The 15,508-nt window shown below is 68.9% G+C and carries 11 protein-coding genes; 7 read left to right on the top strand and 4 right to left on the bottom strand.

Annotated features, from left to right (window positions below):
• Positions 1-300 precede the first annotated feature (300 nt).
• The gene (locus ACIHFB_RS40360; protein WP_365285109.1) at positions 301-1,065 is read right to left on the bottom strand and encodes an IclR family transcriptional regulator; all 765 of its coding nucleotides are present in this window, start codon (positions 1,063-1,065) and stop codon (positions 301-303) included.
• Between the two features lie 343 nt (positions 1,066-1,408).
• Here ACIHFB_RS40360 and metH point away from each other — a divergent pair, with 343 nt between their 5' ends.
• The 4 genes from metH to ACIHFB_RS40340 all read left to right on the top strand — a co-directional run bounded on the left by metH (position 1,409) and on the right by ACIHFB_RS40340 (position 9,459).
• On the top strand, positions 1,409-4,924 hold the full coding sequence (metH, locus tag ACIHFB_RS40355) for a methionine synthase (RefSeq protein WP_400129490.1): 3,516 nt from the start codon (positions 1,409-1,411) through the stop codon (positions 4,922-4,924).
• 153 nt (positions 4,925-5,077) lie between these two features.
• Positions 5,078-5,779 carry an HAD family phosphatase gene (locus ACIHFB_RS40350; protein WP_365285113.1) on the top strand — a complete coding sequence of 234 codons (702 nt, stop codon included), beginning with the start codon at positions 5,078-5,080 and terminating at the stop codon, positions 5,777-5,779.
• 422 nt (positions 5,780-6,201) lie between these two features.
• Positions 6,202-7,809, top strand: coding sequence for an ABC transporter substrate-binding protein (locus tag ACIHFB_RS40345; RefSeq protein ID WP_365285115.1), 1,608 nt, complete (start codon positions 6,202-6,204; stop codon positions 7,807-7,809).
• Positions 7,810-7,878: 69 nt separating this feature from the next.
• Positions 7,879-9,459, top strand: coding sequence for an ABC transporter substrate-binding protein (locus ACIHFB_RS40340; RefSeq protein WP_365285117.1), 1,581 nt, complete (start codon positions 7,879-7,881; stop codon positions 9,457-9,459).
• Positions 9,460-9,531: 72 nt separating this feature from the next.
• Here ACIHFB_RS40340 and ACIHFB_RS40335 read toward each other — a convergent pair whose 3' ends face one another.
• Positions 9,532-10,203: a response regulator transcription factor gene (locus tag ACIHFB_RS40335; RefSeq protein ID WP_030946450.1), complete on the bottom strand. Its 672-nt coding sequence runs from the start codon at positions 10,201-10,203 to the stop codon at positions 9,532-9,534.
• A gap of 14 nt (positions 10,204-10,217) precedes the next feature.
• Positions 10,218-11,204 (bottom strand): PD-(D/E)XK nuclease family protein, encoded by a 987-nt coding sequence (locus ACIHFB_RS40330; RefSeq protein ID WP_365285119.1) that lies wholly within the window; start codon positions 11,202-11,204, stop codon positions 10,218-10,220.
• Positions 11,205-11,378: 174 nt separating this feature from the next.
• On the opposite strand from ACIHFB_RS40330, the gene ACIHFB_RS40325 reads away from it, so the two are divergent.
• The 3 genes from ACIHFB_RS40325 to ACIHFB_RS40315 all read left to right on the top strand — a co-directional run bounded on the left by ACIHFB_RS40325 (position 11,379) and on the right by ACIHFB_RS40315 (position 14,684).
• The gene (locus tag ACIHFB_RS40325; RefSeq protein WP_365285121.1) at positions 11,379-12,950 is read left to right on the top strand and encodes a site-2 protease family protein; all 1,572 of its coding nucleotides are present in this window, start codon (positions 11,379-11,381) and stop codon (positions 12,948-12,950) included.
• A gap of 38 nt (positions 12,951-12,988) precedes the next feature.
• Entirely contained in the window at positions 12,989-13,891 is a 903-nt protein-coding gene (locus tag ACIHFB_RS40320; protein WP_365285123.1) for a tRNA (adenine-N1)-methyltransferase, read from the top strand.
• A 214-nt stretch (positions 13,892-14,105) separates the two neighbouring features.
• A complete protein-coding gene (locus tag ACIHFB_RS40315; RefSeq protein WP_365285125.1) occupies positions 14,106-14,684 on the top strand; it encodes a hypothetical protein in 579 nt (192 codons plus the stop codon).
• 53 nt (positions 14,685-14,737) lie between these two features.
• Here ACIHFB_RS40315 and ACIHFB_RS40310 read toward each other — a convergent pair whose 3' ends face one another.
• Positions 14,738-15,043, bottom strand: coding sequence for a ferredoxin (locus tag ACIHFB_RS40310; RefSeq protein ID WP_365285127.1), 306 nt, complete (start codon positions 15,041-15,043; stop codon positions 14,738-14,740).
• Positions 15,044-15,508: the final 465 nt, after the last annotated feature.

The following is a 15,508-nucleotide window of genomic DNA, read 5'->3' as shown; positions in this document are numbered from 1 at the left end:
CTTTGTCCTTCGTCCAGGGGAAGAGCTGCCGGCCCTTGGCGTGGTCACACTCTAACGCCAATTGCCGGTCGGTGTTCGACAATGTCGACCGATGGACGGGAGTCTTGCCTTGGCGTTACAGGTGCGTCAAGAGTTCTGTTATCGAAAACACGATCGTTATTGATCGCTGCGGGCTATCGATCGAAAGCCCCGCTCATCCATGACAACGCCTCTTATGGCATGACAACAACCGGAACGTCCGCTGACGCCCCGGTCTGCTGGTGTATGGCGCCCAGAAAACGCCGTGTTCTCGTACGGGTCTCAGAACCGCCCGGCGCCCAGATCCCGCGAGACCGCGCGGGCGCAGTCACGCACCGCCGCGATCAGCTCGGGCTGCAACTCGCCGTCCCGGCACAGCCGTTCCACGGCGCCGGTGATGCCGACCGCGCCGACCGGCATGCGCCGCCGGTCGTGGATGGGTGCGGCGATGGACGCGACGCCCTCCCAGGTCTCCTCGACGTCGGCCGCATAACCACGCGCGCGTGTCAGGTCGAGGATCTGTTCGAAGGCGCCGAGCTCGCACACTGTGCGGTCCGTGAAGGGCTTGCGGTCGGCCTCCAGTGCCTCACTGTGCGCGACCGGGTCGTAGGCCGACAGAACCTTGCCCAGGGCCGTGGAGTGCAGCGGCTGCATGGCGCCGATCTCCAGGACCTGCCGGCTGTCGTCGGGCCGGAAGACGTGGTGCACGATCAGGACGCCCTGCTGGTGCAGCACGCCCAGGTGGACGCTCTCGCCGCTGGAGCGGGCCAGGTCGTCGGTCCACACCAGGGCGCGCGCCCGCAGCTCGTGCACGTCCAGGTAGGTGGTCCCCAGGCGCAGCAGCTCGGCGCCCAGCTGGTAGCGCCCGGAGGTGTCGTCCTGCTCGACGAAGCCCTCCTGCTGGAGGGTGCGCAGGATGCCGTGGGCGGTGCCCTTGGCGAGGCCCAGGGACGAGGCGATGTCCGACAGGCCGAGCCGTCGCTCGCCGCCCGCGAGCAGCCGCAGCATCGCGGCCGCCCGTTCGAGCGACTGGATGTTCCGTGCCATCGCCGTCCTACCTCCGTCCCTCTCGACCGTCACAGACGACGTTCGCTGCCGTCGTTCGGCAATGTCGAACACTACCGGTCCATGCCGACCCACCGCCAATGGTCTGCGGACACCTTCCACAGACACCTGTTGCGCCACTCGTAAGACACCTATTGCGTCACTCGTAGCGCGCCGTGCCCCGCACTCGTATCCCGCTGGAGACCTGCCTGTCATCTCCGTCCGTTGCGTGGACCGTATGACCATCCCGTCACCGACCCGGTTACGCTGGCTGCCGTGCGCCTACCGTGGAACGTCCCACGGGCGGCGCAAAGCCGACAGCCGTCGCACCAAAGGGAGCCCTTACATGGCCTCGTCGCCGCTGACCCCTTCCGCCGACAGCCGGACACGTGTGTCCGCGCTCCGTGAGGCGCTGGCCACCCGTGTGGTGGTCGCCGACGGGGCGATGGGCACCATGCTTCAGGCCCAGGACCCCACGCTCGAGGACTTCGAGAACCTCGAGGGCTGCAACGAGATTCTCAATCTCACCCGGCCCGACATCGTGCGCTCCGTGCACGAGGCGTACTACTCCGTCGGTGTGGACTGTGTCGAGACGAACACGTTCGGCGCCAACCACACGGCAGCGAGCGAGTACGAGATCGCCGACCGGGTCCTCGAACTGTCCGAGTCCGGCGCCCGCATCGCCCGCGAGGTCGCCGACGAGTTCGCCGCCAAGGACGGGCGCCAGCGCTGGGTCCTCGGCTCGATCGGCCCCGGCACCAAGCTGCCCTCACTCGGCCACATCGACTACGCCACGATCCGCGACGGCTACCAGAAGAACGCCGAGGGCCTGCTGGCCGGCGGCGCGGACGCGCTGATCGTGGAGACGACGCAGGACCTGCTGCAGACGAAGTCCAGCCTGATCGGCGCCCGGCGCGCGATGGACGCCCTCGGCGTCTCCGTCCCGCTGGTCTGCTCGCTCGCCTTCGAGACCACCGGCGTCATGCTGCTCGGCTCCGAGATCGGCGCCGCGCTGACCGCCCTGGAGCCGCTGGGCATCGACCTGATCGGCCTGAACTGCTCCACCGGCCCCGCCGAGATGAGCGAGCACCTGCGCTACCTCGCTCAGCACTCGACCACGCCGCTGATGTGCATGCCGAACGCCGGCCTGCCGATCCTGACCAAGGACGGCGCGCACTTCCCGCTGACGCCGCCCGAGATGGCGGACGCGCAGGAGAACTTCATCAACAGCTACGGCCTCTCGCTGGTCGGCGGCTGCTGCGGCTCCACCCCCGAGCACCTGCGCCAGGTCGTGGAGCGGGTGCGCGACATGACTCCGGCCGAGCGCTCCCCGCGCCCCGAGCCGGGCGCCGCCTCGCTCTACCAGACGGTCCCGTTCCGCCAGGACACCGCGTACATGGCGATCGGCGAGCGGACGAACGCCAACGGGTCGAAGAAGTTCCGCGAGGCCATGCTGGACGCCCGCTGGGACGACTGCGTGGAGATGGCCCGCGACCAGATCCGCGAAGGCGCGCACATGCTCGACCTGTGCGTCGACTACGTGGGCCGCGACGGCGTCGCCGACATGCAGGAGCTGGCCGGCCGGTTCGCCACCGCCTCCACGCTGCCCATCGTCCTCGACTCGACCGAAGTCGACGTCATCCAGGCCGGGTTGGAGAAGCTGGGTGGCCGCGCGGTCATCAACTCCGTCAACTACGAGGACGGCGACGGCCCCGAGTCCCGCTTCGCGAAGGTCACCACGCTCGCCCAGGAGCACGGCGCCGCGCTGATCGCGCTGACCATCGACGAGGAGGGCCAGGCCCGCACCCCGGAGCACAAGGTCGCCATCGCCGAGCGGCTGATCGACGACCTGACCGGGAACTGGGGCATCCACGAGTCGGACATCCTCATCGACACCCTGACCTTCACCATCTGCACCGGCCAGGAGGAGTCCCGGGGCGACGGCATCGCCACCATCGAGGCGATCCGCGAACTCAAGCGCCGCCACCCGGACGTACAGACCACGCTGGGCCTGTCGAACATCTCCTTCGGCCTGAACCCTGCGGCCCGCATCCTGCTCAACTCGGTCTTCCTCGACGAGTGCGTCAAGGCGGGCCTGGACTCGGCGATCGTCCACGCGTCGAAGATCCTGCCGATCGCCCGCTTCAGCGAGGAAGAGGTGGCCACCGCCCTCGACCTGATCTACGACCGCCGTTCCGAGGGCTACGACCCCCTCCAGAAGCTCATGCAGCTCTTCGAGGGCGCCACCGCCAAGTCCCTCAAGGCCGGCAAGGCCGAGGAACTGGCCGCGCTGCCGCTGGACGAGCGGCTGAAGCGCCGCATCATCGACGGCGAGAAGAACGGCCTGGAGGCGGACCTCGAGGCGGCGCTCGAGACCCGCCCCGCCCTCGACATCGTCAACGAGACGCTCCTGGACGGTATGAAGGTGGTCGGTGAGCTGTTCGGCTCCGGCCAGATGCAGCTGCCGTTCGTCCTTCAGTCCGCCGAGGTGATGAAGACCGCCGTCGCCTACCTCGAACCGCACATGGAGAAGTCGGACACCGAGGGCAAGGGCACCATCGTGCTCGCCACGGTGCGCGGCGACGTCCACGACATCGGCAAGAACCTCGTCGACATCATCCTGTCCAACAACGGCTACAACGTGGTCAACCTGGGCATCAAGCAGCCGGTCTCCGCGATCCTGGACGCCGCCGAGGAGCATCGCGCCGACGTCATCGGCATGTCCGGCCTCCTGGTCAAGTCCACGGTGATCATGAAGGAGAACCTGGAGGAGCTCAACCAGCGGGGCATGGCCGTGGATTACCCGGTCATCCTGGGTGGAGCCGCGCTGACCCGGGCGTACGTAGAGCAGGACCTGCACGAGATCTACGAGGGTGAAGTCCGCTACGCCCGTGACGCGTTCGAGGGCCTGCGGCTGATGGACGCGCTGATCGGCGTCAAGCGGGGCGTGCCCGGTGTGACGCTGCCCGAACTCAAGCAGCGCCGGGTACGGGCCGCCGCGGCCGTGGAGGTCGAGGAGCGCCCGGAGGAGGGCCACGTCCGCTCCGACGTCGCCACCGACAACCCGCTGCCCGCCCCGCCGTTCTGGGGCACCCGCGTCATCAAGGGCATCCAGCTCAAGGAGTACGCGAGCTGGCTGGACGAGGGCGCACTGTTCAAGGGCCAGTGGGGGCTGAAGGAGGCCCGCACCGGGGACGGGCCCACGTACCAGGAACTCGTCGAGACCGAGGGCCGCCCGCGGCTGCGCGGACTGCTGGACAAGCTGCAGACCGAGAACCTGCTGGAAGCGGCGGTCGTCTACGGCTACTTCCCCTGTGTGTCCAAGGACGACGACCTGATCCTCCTGGACGACGCGGGCAACGAACGCACCCGCTTCACCTTCCCCCGCCAGCGCCGCGGCCGCCGGCTGTGCCTCGCCGACTTCTTCCGCCCGGAGGAGGCGGGGGAGACGGACGTGGTCGGCCTCCAGGTCGTCACGGTCGGCTCGCGCATCGGCGAGGAGACCGCGAAGCTCTTCGCGTCCGACTCCTACCGCGACTACCTCGAACTGCACGGCCTGTCCGTCCAGTTGGCCGAGGCGCTCGCCGAGTACTGGCACGCGCGCGTGCGCTCCGAGCTGGGCTTCGCCGGCGAGGACCCGGACGGGATCGAGGACATGTTCGCCCTGAAGTACCGGGGCGCCCGCTTCTCCCTCGGCTACGGCGCCTGCCCCAACCTGGAGGACCGCGCCAAGATCGCCGAGCTGCTGGAGCCCGAGCGCATCGGCGTCCAGCTCTCCGAGGAGTTCCAGCTGCACCCCGAGCAGTCCACGGACGCGATCGTGATCCATCACCCGGAGGCGAAGTACTTCAACGCCCGGTGACGAAGCGACGCCGTACCCGCTGACCTGCGGGTCCAGGCGCCCTTGAGGACGACCGGGCACGCTGATCGAAGAAGACGTACACTGGTCGGTCCACCGCAGGCCGGTTCCCATTCCGGGAACCGGCCTGATCGTCCCTCAAGGAGGTGCGCCAGGATGACCAGCACGGTCCCCGCGCTCGGAACCCGAACGGCCGAAGGGTCGGCACTACAGGCCGTGCTGCTCGACATGGACGGAACCCTGGTGGACACCGAGGGCTTCTGGTGGGACGTCGAGGTCGAGATCTTCGCCGGTCTCGGCCACACCCTCGACGACTCCTGGCGCCACGTCGTGGTCGGCGGCCCGATGAGCCGCAGCGCCGGCTTCCTGATCGAGGCCACCGGCGCCGACATCGCCCTCGCCGAGCTCACCCTCCTGCTCAACCAGGGCTTCGAGGACCGTATCGACCGCGCTCTGCCGCTGATGCCGGGCGCCGCCCGGCTGCTGGCCGAGCTGTCGGCGTACGCGATCCCCACAGCCCTGGTCTCCGCCTCGCACCGGCGCATCATCGACCGTGTGCTCACCTCGCTGGGCGCCCACCACTTCGCCCTGACCGTCGCCGGGGACGAGGTGCGGCGCACCAAGCCGCACCCGGACCCGTACCTGTTCGCGGCCGCCGGGCTCGGCGTGGATCCGGCCAGATGCGCGGTCATCGAGGACACCGCGACCGGAGTGGCGGCAGCAGAGGCCGCCGGCTGCCAGGTGGTGGCCGTGCCCTCGGTGGCACCCATCCTCCCGGCCGACCGGCGCACCGTCGTGACCTCGCTGGAAGAGGTCGACCTGGCATTTCTGCACGGTTTGATGACGGAAATGCGCTAGGCGTTCACCCAGCGTGCAGCATCGATAGTGCGGGAATTGCATGCAAGCAACTGCAAAGGAATTCAGCCCGCACCGGATGGCTGAATTCCGGTACCCGCACAGACTGTTGAGAATGTGACGTTCCCCACTCCGTGAGGCGTCGACAGGGCGCCGGACCTGTGCCGCGAGCCCCCAATTCCGGGGCCGAGGCGGGACCTTGTGTCCCGATTGGTGGGATCCTGCACGAATCCTTCCACCGTCGGGTTTTCAGTCTGTCCGCATCCGGTTTCGCTGCGTGATGGTCTTTCAACTCCAGGTGCCGCCAACTCTCGTGCAGGTGCGGACTAATCTCGTCGCGAGAACATCGCAGTTACCCCCGTGACCCGCCGCGACACCCCTGCATGCCGGGTACACGGACTCGACAGCTCTGGAGAAACTCGAGCATGAACCGCAAGACTTTCGTGCTGCCGGCCGTCATCGGCCTGCTCGCGCCGGTGCTCGCAGCCTGCGGTGGGTCCGACAGCGGCGGTGGCGGCGGTGACCCGATCGTCGTCGGCACCACGGACCGGTTCAGCGCCTCCACGGACGCCCCCGCGCCCCTCGACCCGGCGTACGCCTATGACGTCGGCACCTGGAACGTCCTGCGCCAGACGGTGCAGACCCTGATGATCCAGCCCCGCGGCGAAGGCGACCCGGTGCCCGAGGCCGCCGAGAAGTGCGGCTTCACCGACACCGGCAACGAGCGCTACGTCTGCACCCTGCGCGACGGCCTCAAGTTCGCCAACGGCGACCCGATCACGGCCGCCGACGTGAAGTACTCGATCGACCGCGCCATGTCGATCAAGGCCGACAGCGGTGTGTTCGCCCTGCTGTCCACCGTCGACACCGTCGAGACACAGGGCGACCGCGAGGTGATCTTCCACCTCAAGGCCGCCGACGCCACCTTCCCGTTCAAGCTGTCGACCCCGGTCGCCGGCATCGTCAACCCCGACGACTACGAGAAGAACAAGCTGCGCGACGGCTTCGCGGTCGACGGCTCCGGCCCGTACACCCTCGATGCCGAGGTGAAGAACGACGAGCTGGTCAAGGCCGTGTTCACCAAGAACCCCAACTACAAGGGGACCTTGAAGGTGAACAACGACAAGGCGGAGCTGCGCTCCTTCAGCGACGCCACCGCGATGGGCGCCGCGCTCGACGACGGCGACATCGACATGATGACGCGCACCATGTCGCCGAAGCAGATCGAGAAGCTCTCCAACGCCGCCGCGGGCACCGACGAGGACCTCGTCGAGATGCCCGGCCTGGAAATCCGCTATCTCGGCTTCAACACCGACGCCCCGACGGTGAAGACCAAGGCCGTACGCCAGGCGATGGCCCAGGTCATCGACCGCGCCGCGCTGGTCTCCCAGGTGTACGGCGACCAGGCGGAGCCGCTGTACTCGATGGTCCCGGCCAGCATCACCGGGCACTCCAACTCGTTCTTCAACAAGTACGGCGACCCGAGCGTGGCCAAGGCCAAGGCCATGCTGGCCCAGGCCGACATCACCACCCCGGTGAAGCTGACCCTCCACTACACGACCGACCACTACGGCTCGGCCACCAAGGAGGAGTTCGAGCTGCTCCAGAAGCAGCTGAACAACAGCGGCCTGTTCCAGGTCCAGATCGAGGGCACCCTCTGGGAGACGTTCCGGCCCGCCGAGCAGAAGGGCGAGTACGACGTCTACGGCATGGGCTGGTTCCCGGACTTCCCCGACGCCGACAACTACCTCGCGCCCTTCCTCGACAAGGACAACACCATCGGCTCGCCGTACGTCAACGACGAGATCCGCGGCGCGCTGATCCCGGAGTCACGCCGCGAGGCCGACCGGATCTCCGCCGTCAAGAGCCTGACGGAGATCCAGTCCATCGTCGCCGACGACGTACCCGTGCTGCCGCTGTGGCAGGGCAAGCAGTACGTCGCCGCCCGCGACGACGTCACGGGCACCGCCTACGTCCTCAACTCCTCCGCCACGCTTCAGCTGTGGGAACTCGGCCGAGGAGTGAGAGGCTGACCTACCCGGGCCCCCGGGGCCTCGGACGACGGCCCCGAATTTTCGGAACCGACGACAAGGCACCTGCAAGTGAATATGCGTAACCAGTGGCCGGTCCTGCCGATCGTGGCGGGACTGGCCTCCGGCCTGCTGACCGGATGCGGAACAGAAAGCGGAGGCTCGGGGAGCGACGGCTCCTCCGTGGTCGTGGGGATGTCCGACGACGTCCTGGCCACCGATCCCGCCTCCGGCTACGACCCCGGCTCCTGGCTGTTGTTCAACAACGTCTTCCAGTCGCTGCTGAGCTTCCCCAAGGGAGCCACCGAACCGCAGCCGGAAGCCGCCGAGGAATGCTCCTTCACGGACACCTCGACCCAGGTCTACCAGTGCACGCTGAAGGACGGCCTCAAGTTCAGCAACGGTGACGCGCTCACCTCGGAGGACGTGAAGTTCTCCTTCGACCGCATGCTGAAGATCAACGACGAAGCCGGCCCCGCGATCATGTTCCCCATGCTCGACCGGGTCGAGACGCCGGACGAGAAGACGGTCGTCTTCCGCCTCAACACCGCGGACGCCACCTTCCCCAGCAAGATCGCCTCCGGCGCCGGCTCCATCGTCGACCACCGGTCCTACGAACCGGGCGGCCTGCGCGAGGACGGCGAGGCCGTCGGCTCCGGCCCCTACAAGCTCGACTCCTTCAGCGACGACGAGGCCGTCTTCTCGGTCAACGAGAACTACAAGGGCACCGCCGACGTGCAGAACACCGGCGTCGTCCTCAAGTCCTTCCACGGCGACCAGGCCGCGCTCAAGACGGCCCTGCTCGACAAGAAGGTCGACATCGCCTACCGAGGCCTCGCCGCGAGCGACATCTCCGACATCGAGAAGGCCGACCCCGACTCCGGCGTCAAGATCGTCGAGGGCAACAGCGCCGAGGTCCAGCACCTGGTCTTCAACATGGACGACCCGGTCGCCGGAAAGCTGAGCATCCGCAAGGCCATCGCCTACCTGCTCGACCGCGACGCCCTCATGAACGACGTCTACAAGGGCACCGCGACCCCGCTCTACTCGATCGTCCCGGCCGGTATCGCCGGCCACAACACCGCCTACTTCGACACCTACGGCGCCCAGCCCTCCAAGGCCAAGGCCGCCGCGGCCCTGAGCGACGACGGCATCACCGACAAGGTCAAGCTCACCCTCTGGTCCACCCCCTCCCGCTACGGCCCCGCCACCGACGACGAACTCAAGGCCATCGCCGGCCAGCTCAACGCCAGCGGCCTGTTCGAAGCAGACGTCCAGTCCGTGTCGTACGACCAGTACGAGCAGGACATCGCCGACGGCAAGTACGGCGTGTACGTGAAGGGCTGGGTGCCGGACTACCCGGACGCCGACAACTTCACCGGCCCCTTCTTCGGCGAGGGCAACGTGCTGAGCAACAACTACTCCAACAGCACGATCACCGGCACGCTCATCCCGCGCACCGCCTCCCAGACCGACCGTGCCGCGACGGACTCGGACTTCGGCGAACTCCAGAACATCGTCGCCGAGGAACTCCCCGTCCTGCCGATCTGGCAGGCCAAGCAGTACGCCGTCACCCGCGACAACGTCTACGGCCTCGAGTACTGCCTCGACGCCTCCACGGTCTTCCGGTTCTGGGAACTCAGCAAGGACTGACCGGACGACCGCACCTACGCCGAGGGCGCCCCTCCACAGGAAGGGGCGCCCTCGGCGTCGTAGGACACCCGGCTACTGCGCTCCCGGGCGCACCAGCCCGCTCTCGTACGCATACACCGCCGCCTGCACGCGGTCGCGCAGCCCCAGCTTGGTGAGGACGTGCCCGACATGCGTCTTGACCGTGGTCTCGCTGACGAACAGATCGGCCGCGATCTCCGCGTTCGACAGCCCGCGTGCCACCAGCTTCAGCACCTCCACCTCACGCTCGGTGAGCGTGTGCAGCGTGTCCGGAACGGGCTCGTCGCCGGAGGGCAGATGCGTGGCGTACTTGTCGAGCAGCCGACGCGTGATGCTCGGCGCGAGCATCGCCTCGCCCGCCGCGACCACCCGGATCGCCTGCACCAGCTCATTGGCCGGGGCGTCCTTCAGCAGAAATCCGCTGGCCCCCGCCTTCAGCGCCTCCACCACATACTCGTCGAGGTCGAACGTGGTCAGCACCAGTACCTTCGCCGGACCGTCCCGCCCCGGCCCGGTGATCTGCCGGGTCGCCTCCACACCGTCCATCCGCGGCATGCGGATGTCCATCAGAACCACATCGGGCTGAAGGGCCCGCACCTGATCGAGAGCCTGGAGGCCGTCTCCGGCCTCGCCGACGACCGCGATGTCCTGCTCGGCCTCCAGAATCATCCGGAAGCCGGTACGCAGCAGCGGCTGGTCGTCGACCAGTAGGACGCGGATGGCCACGTAAGTCTCCTTCGCTAGTCCGGCCCCATTCTGCCCTGCTCGGTGCCGCCCGACTCGGCCGCCCTGACCGGCAGCGGATAGGGCGGGGGAGTACCACCGAATTCCGGGCATACCGCCTGGTGATCGCACCAGCCGCACAACTTCGTGGGCCGCGGCCGCCAATCCCCCGTCTCCGTCGCCAGCCGGATCGCCTCCCACAGCGCCAGCAGCTTGCGCTCGACCCGCTCCAGGTCGGCCGGCACCGGGTCGTACGTCAGCACATCACCGCTGCCCAGATAGACGAGCTGGAGCCGCCGCGGCACGACCTGCTTCAGCCGCCACACCACCAGCGCATAGAACTTCATCTGGAACAGCGCACCCTCGGCGTACTCGGGCCGGGGCGCCTTGCCCGTCTTGTAGTCGACGATCCGCACCTCACCCGTCGGCGCCACGTCCACCCGGTCGATGATGCCGCGCAGCCTCAGCCCCGACTCCAGCTCCGCCTCGACGAACAGCTCACGCTCGGCCGGCTCCAGCCGCGTCGGATCCTCCAGCGTGAACCAGCGCTCCACCAGCCGCTCCGCCTCACCCAGCCAGCGCGCCAGCCGCTCGCCCTCCGCATCGTCCGCGAACAGCTCCACGACCTCCGGCCGGCTCTCCCGCAGCCGGTCCCACTGCCCCGGCACCAGCGACTTGGCCCGCGGCGCCGTACGCTCCCCGGCCGGGGCATCGAAGAGCCGCTCCAGCACCGCATGCACCAACGTGCCCCGGGTCGCCGCCTCACTCGGCTTCTCCGGCAGCCGATCGATCACCCGAAACCGATACAGCAACGGGCACTGCATGAAATCACTGGCGCGAGAGGGGGACAGGGAGGACGGGCGCACCGCGGGAGTGTCAGGCGCGGCCCCGGACGGCGCCGCGGGCTGCGGCACGCCAGGCGGTATGGTCGCGACCGCCGCCTCGGCCGCCGCCTTCATACCGCCGCTCTGCGCCTCTGCCGCGCCCTCGCTGCTCATCTCCATGACCACAGACCATACGGCCCGCCACTGACAGTGACCCGGTCACGGTCGTGACCGGTGCGACGGCAGAGAAAACACAGGGGGTGCCGGGGCGGAACGCGTCACGACGGCCGCATACCATCGACCCGAGACCTTCCGCCCGGCAGGCGCGGAAGACGCTGCTAACGAGGGGACATCGTGGACGAGAGCGGCGGGAGCGGGCAGCCGCGGTCCGGCAACGAGAAGCCGACCGAGCGCCGGCCAGGGCGTACGACCCCGGCCACGGACCCCGCACGCCCCGACCCGTCCGACGAACGGGCCACGGAGGCACAGGGACCGGGCGCCACGGCCCCTTCGCCTTCGGACAACACCGCCGACGACCACGACCACCCATCCGCACCCACCCCTCCCAGCGACGACCGCGACGGTCGGTCCGAAACCCCGCACACGGCATCAAGCGGCGACCACGAGGACACCAGCCCGCCCACCGATCCCAGCGGCGACCGCCCGGCCCCGAACCCCGCGCACACACCCGCAGGCGCCGGCCAGGAACACGTCGACCGTTCCCACGCCCACGCGCACACCGGCGGCAAAGCCCCCCAGCCGCCGCGCACCCGCGACCCCAGGGGCGGGCTCCTCATGGGCCGGCCCTTCGGCGTACCCGTGTACGTCGCGCCCAGCTGGTTCCTCGTCGCCGCCCTGATCACCTGGGTGTTCGGCGGCCAGCTCGACCGCGTACTGCCCGAACTCGGCGCCGCCCGCTACCTCGTCTCCCTCTTCTTCGCGGTCGCCTTCTACGCCTCCGTACTCGTCCACGAACTCGCCCACACCGTCGCAGCCCTCCGCTTCAAACTCCCGGTCCGCCGCATCCAGCTCCAGTTCTTCGGCGGCGTCTCCGAGATCGAGAAGGAGGCCGAGACACCCGGCCGCGAGTTCGTCCTCGCCTTCGTCGGCCCCCTGCTCTCCCTCATCCTCGCCGGCCTCTTCTACCTCGCCCTGCTCCCCGTGGAACCCGGCACCGTCCCCGGCGTCCTGCTGGCCGGCCTGATGATCTCCAACCTCATCGTCGCCGCCTTCAACCTGCTCCCCGGCCTGCCCCTCGACGGCGGCCGCATGCTCCGCGCCGTCGTCTGGAAGATCACCGGCAGGCCCATGAGCGGCACCATCGCCGCTGCCTGGGTCGGCCGCGCCCTCGCCGTCTCCGTCCTGATCGGCCTGCCCCTGCTCACCCAGTCCGGCGCACTCGGCCGTGACGCCGTGGACAACGTCGGCATGGACACCGTCATGGACGCCCTGCTCGCCGCGATCCTCGCCGCGATCATCTGGACCGGCGCCGGCAACAGCCTGCGCATGGCCCGGCTGCGCGAACACCTCCCCGAACTGCGCGCCCGCAACCTCACCCGCCGCGCCGTCCCCGTGGAGACCCACACCCCCCTCTCCGAGGCCCTGCGCCGCGCCAACGAGGCCGGCGCCCGCGCCCTCGTCGTCGTCGACGCCGACGGCGAACCCCTCTCCCTCGTCCGCGAGGCCGCCATCGTCGGAGTCCCCGAACACCGCCGCCCCTGGGTCGCCGTCAGCGGCCTCGCCCAAGACCTCACCGACGGCATGCGCGTCTCCGCCGAGCTCTCCGGCGAGGACCTCCTGGACACCCTGCGCGCCACCCCCGCCACCGAATACCTGGTGATCGAGGAGACCGGCGAGATCTACGGCGTCCTGTCCGCCGCCGACGTGGAACGCGCCTTCGTCAAGGCCATGGCCCGCCCCTCCTAGTGGTCGGCGACCCCCACAAACGCCGGTAGGCTGTTCACATGTCCGAACCGACCGGTGCCGCCCGCCGACGCGGGCCCTTCAAGGTCGGGGACCAGGTACAGCTGACCGACCCCAAGGGCCGTCACTACACGTTCACGCTCGAAGCCGGGAAGAACTTCCACACCCACAAGGGTTCCTTCCCGCACGACGAACTGATCGGTGCTCCCGAGGGCAGCGTTGTCCGCACCACCGGGAACGTCGCCTACCTCGCGCTGCGCCCCCTGCTCCCCGACTACGTCCTGTCCATGCCCCGCGGCGCCGCCGTGGTCTACCCCAAGGACGCGGGGCAGATCCTCTCCTTCGCCGACATCTTCCCCGGCGCACGCGTCGTCGAAGCCGGCGTCGGCTCAGGCTCGCTCAGCAGCTTCCTGCTGCGCGCCATCGGCGACCAGGGCATGCTGCACAGTTACGAGCGCCGCGAGGACTTCGCCGACATCGCCCGGCAGAACGTGGAGCGCTACTTCGGCGGCCCCCACCCCGCCTGGCAGCTCACCGTCGGCGACCTCCAGGACAACCTCAGCGACACCGACGTCGACCGCGTCATCCTCGACATGCTCGCCCCCTGGGAGTGCCTGGAGGCCGTCTCCAAGGCACTCGTCCCCGGCGGCATCCTCTGCTGCTACGTCGCCACCACCACCCAGCTCGCCCGGACCGTCGAATCCATCCGCGAGATCGGCTGCTTCAACGAGCCGACCTCCTGGGAGACGATGATCCGCAACTGGCACGTCGAAGGCCTGGCCGTCCGCCCGGACCACCGGATGATCGGCCACACCGGCTTCCTGCTCACCGCCCGCCGCCTCGCCGACGGCGTCGAGCCCCCCATGCGCCGCCGCCGCCCCGCCAAGGGCGCCTACGGCGAGGACTACGACGGCCCCAACGCCGACGGCGGCGCCGGCCGCTAGGGCGGCCCTGTGCCGCAGTCAACGTACGAACGTCGTGGCCGAGTTCCCGAGAACACCGCGGAACTCGGCCACGACGCCGTTCTGTTGACGCCGGGCCAGGAAGCGGCAGCACACGGGCACAACATCCGCCCACCCCCGCCGTTCCCCCGCACTGTGACGTGTGGCACCATGCTGGCCACCCCCACCGGCACAGCCCTCACAGGAGACACTCCTAGTGCAGCAATCCGCCGTCCCGGAACTCGCACACACGCACACCCGCCCGATCCACTGGCTCGCCACCGCAACCGCCCTCGCCGGCGTCGTCGCCCTCTCCTCGATCCTCCAGCCCGACGCGGCCACCGCCGCCCAGGCCGCAGGACACGACTCCAAGACCACCCATGCCACCGCCGCCGCCCCCGACCCCGCGAACGCCGACTTCCCGATCGAATGCGGCCCCGTGAAGGCCATCGTCGTGAAGAAGGCCTCCGGGGACCTCGACGGCGACGGCAACCCCGAAACCGTGGCTGTCGTGCACTGCGACGCCCCCATGGGCACCCCGCCCGACGGCATCTACGTCCTCACCACCGCAGCCGACACCCACAAGCCGCGCGTCGTGGCCACACTCGTCGACCCCAAGGACCGCAACACCGTCACCGACCTCGCCGTACACGACGGAGCCGTCCTCGGCACCCTGCTCGGCTACTCGTCGACCGACGTGCCCAGTTGCTGCCCCGACGTCAAGGACAGCGCGAAGTGGCAATGGGAGAACGGCGCGTTCATCCGCTCCAAGCCCTCCGCGGCCCGCAACGTCTGAACCGGCCAGAACCGTGGCACCTCACACGGCGATGACCCGGCACACCCGCCCCGTCACTCCGCGTCGGGACCGAAGACCTCGACCCGGTCCGTCACCCGACGCACATGAATGCACTCGCCCGGACACTCCCGCGCCGAGTCGACCACATCCGTGAGCAGCGGCAACGGAACGGGCGTTGTGGCGCCCTTGTGCTGCAACAGCTCCTCGCCCGAGCCCTTCACATAGGCCAGACCGTCGATGTCCAGCTCGAACACCTCGGGCGCATACTGGGCACAGATGCCGTCGCCGGTACAGAGATCCTGGTCGATCCAGACCTCCAGAGGCTCACCGTCGACTCCGGCCTCCTGCTGCACGCTCATGTCTCCTGCCGTCCCCTGCGCCCGGTGTTGAAGACTTCGACCCTACCTCTGCCCGAAACACCACCCACGGTCGAGGGACGGTCGGGCCCGGCACGATATCCGCCACAGAACCACCCCCGTCGCAGGCGGACACGACCCCCGCGATCCGCGCCCCACTGTGACTCAACCCACACACCATGGACACGCTGAGTCAACGCGGGCGACCCCGATCCCGAGCCGAACCCGATTCGGCCCGAACGGCCCCGGCGCCCCGCCACCCGGGTGCCCCAAGCCCTCCGACGACCGACGACACGGACAACTCGCGCCCGGCGTGAAGGATTTTGACCACCCCAGCCTTGGAACAGGCGGCTTCTGAATCACGTTGACTGGGTATCCACACGGCGTGAGGGAGAGCGCAGGGTGACCGACGACACACCTTGACAGTCTTTGTGATCTAGGGGTTTCAATCGACACCCACCCAGGTAG

Source organism: Streptomyces sp. NPDC051963 (assembly GCF_044593495.1).
GTDB lineage: Bacteria > Actinomycetota > Actinomycetes > Streptomycetales > Streptomycetaceae > Streptomyces.
Note: the sequence above shows the minus strand (reverse complement) of the source record. Positions and strands in the feature narration are given on the sequence as shown.

Coding starts and splice junctions, on each gene's coding strand:
- metH (WP_400129490.1), top strand. CDS start 1,409: ATGGCCTCGTCGCCGCTGACCCCTTCCGCCGACAGCCGGACACGTGTG.
- ACIHFB_RS40350 (WP_365285113.1), top strand. CDS start 5,078: ATGACCAGCACGGTCCCCGCGCTCGGAACCCGAACGGCCGAAGGGTCG.
- ACIHFB_RS40320 (WP_365285123.1), top strand. CDS start 12,989: ATGTCCGAACCGACCGGTGCCGCCCGCCGACGCGGGCCCTTCAAGGTC.
- ACIHFB_RS40360 (WP_365285109.1), bottom strand. CDS start 1,065: ATGGCACGGAACATCCAGTCGCTCGAACGGGCGGCCGCGATGCTGCGG.
- ACIHFB_RS40310 (WP_365285127.1), bottom strand. CDS start 15,043: ATGAGCGTGCAGCAGGAGGCCGGAGTCGACGGTGAGCCTCTGGAGGTC.
- ACIHFB_RS40345 (WP_365285115.1), top strand. CDS start 6,202: ATGAACCGCAAGACTTTCGTGCTGCCGGCCGTCATCGGCCTGCTCGCG.
- ACIHFB_RS40330 (WP_365285119.1), bottom strand. CDS start 11,204: ATGGAGATGAGCAGCGAGGGCGCGGCAGAGGCGCAGAGCGGCGGTATG.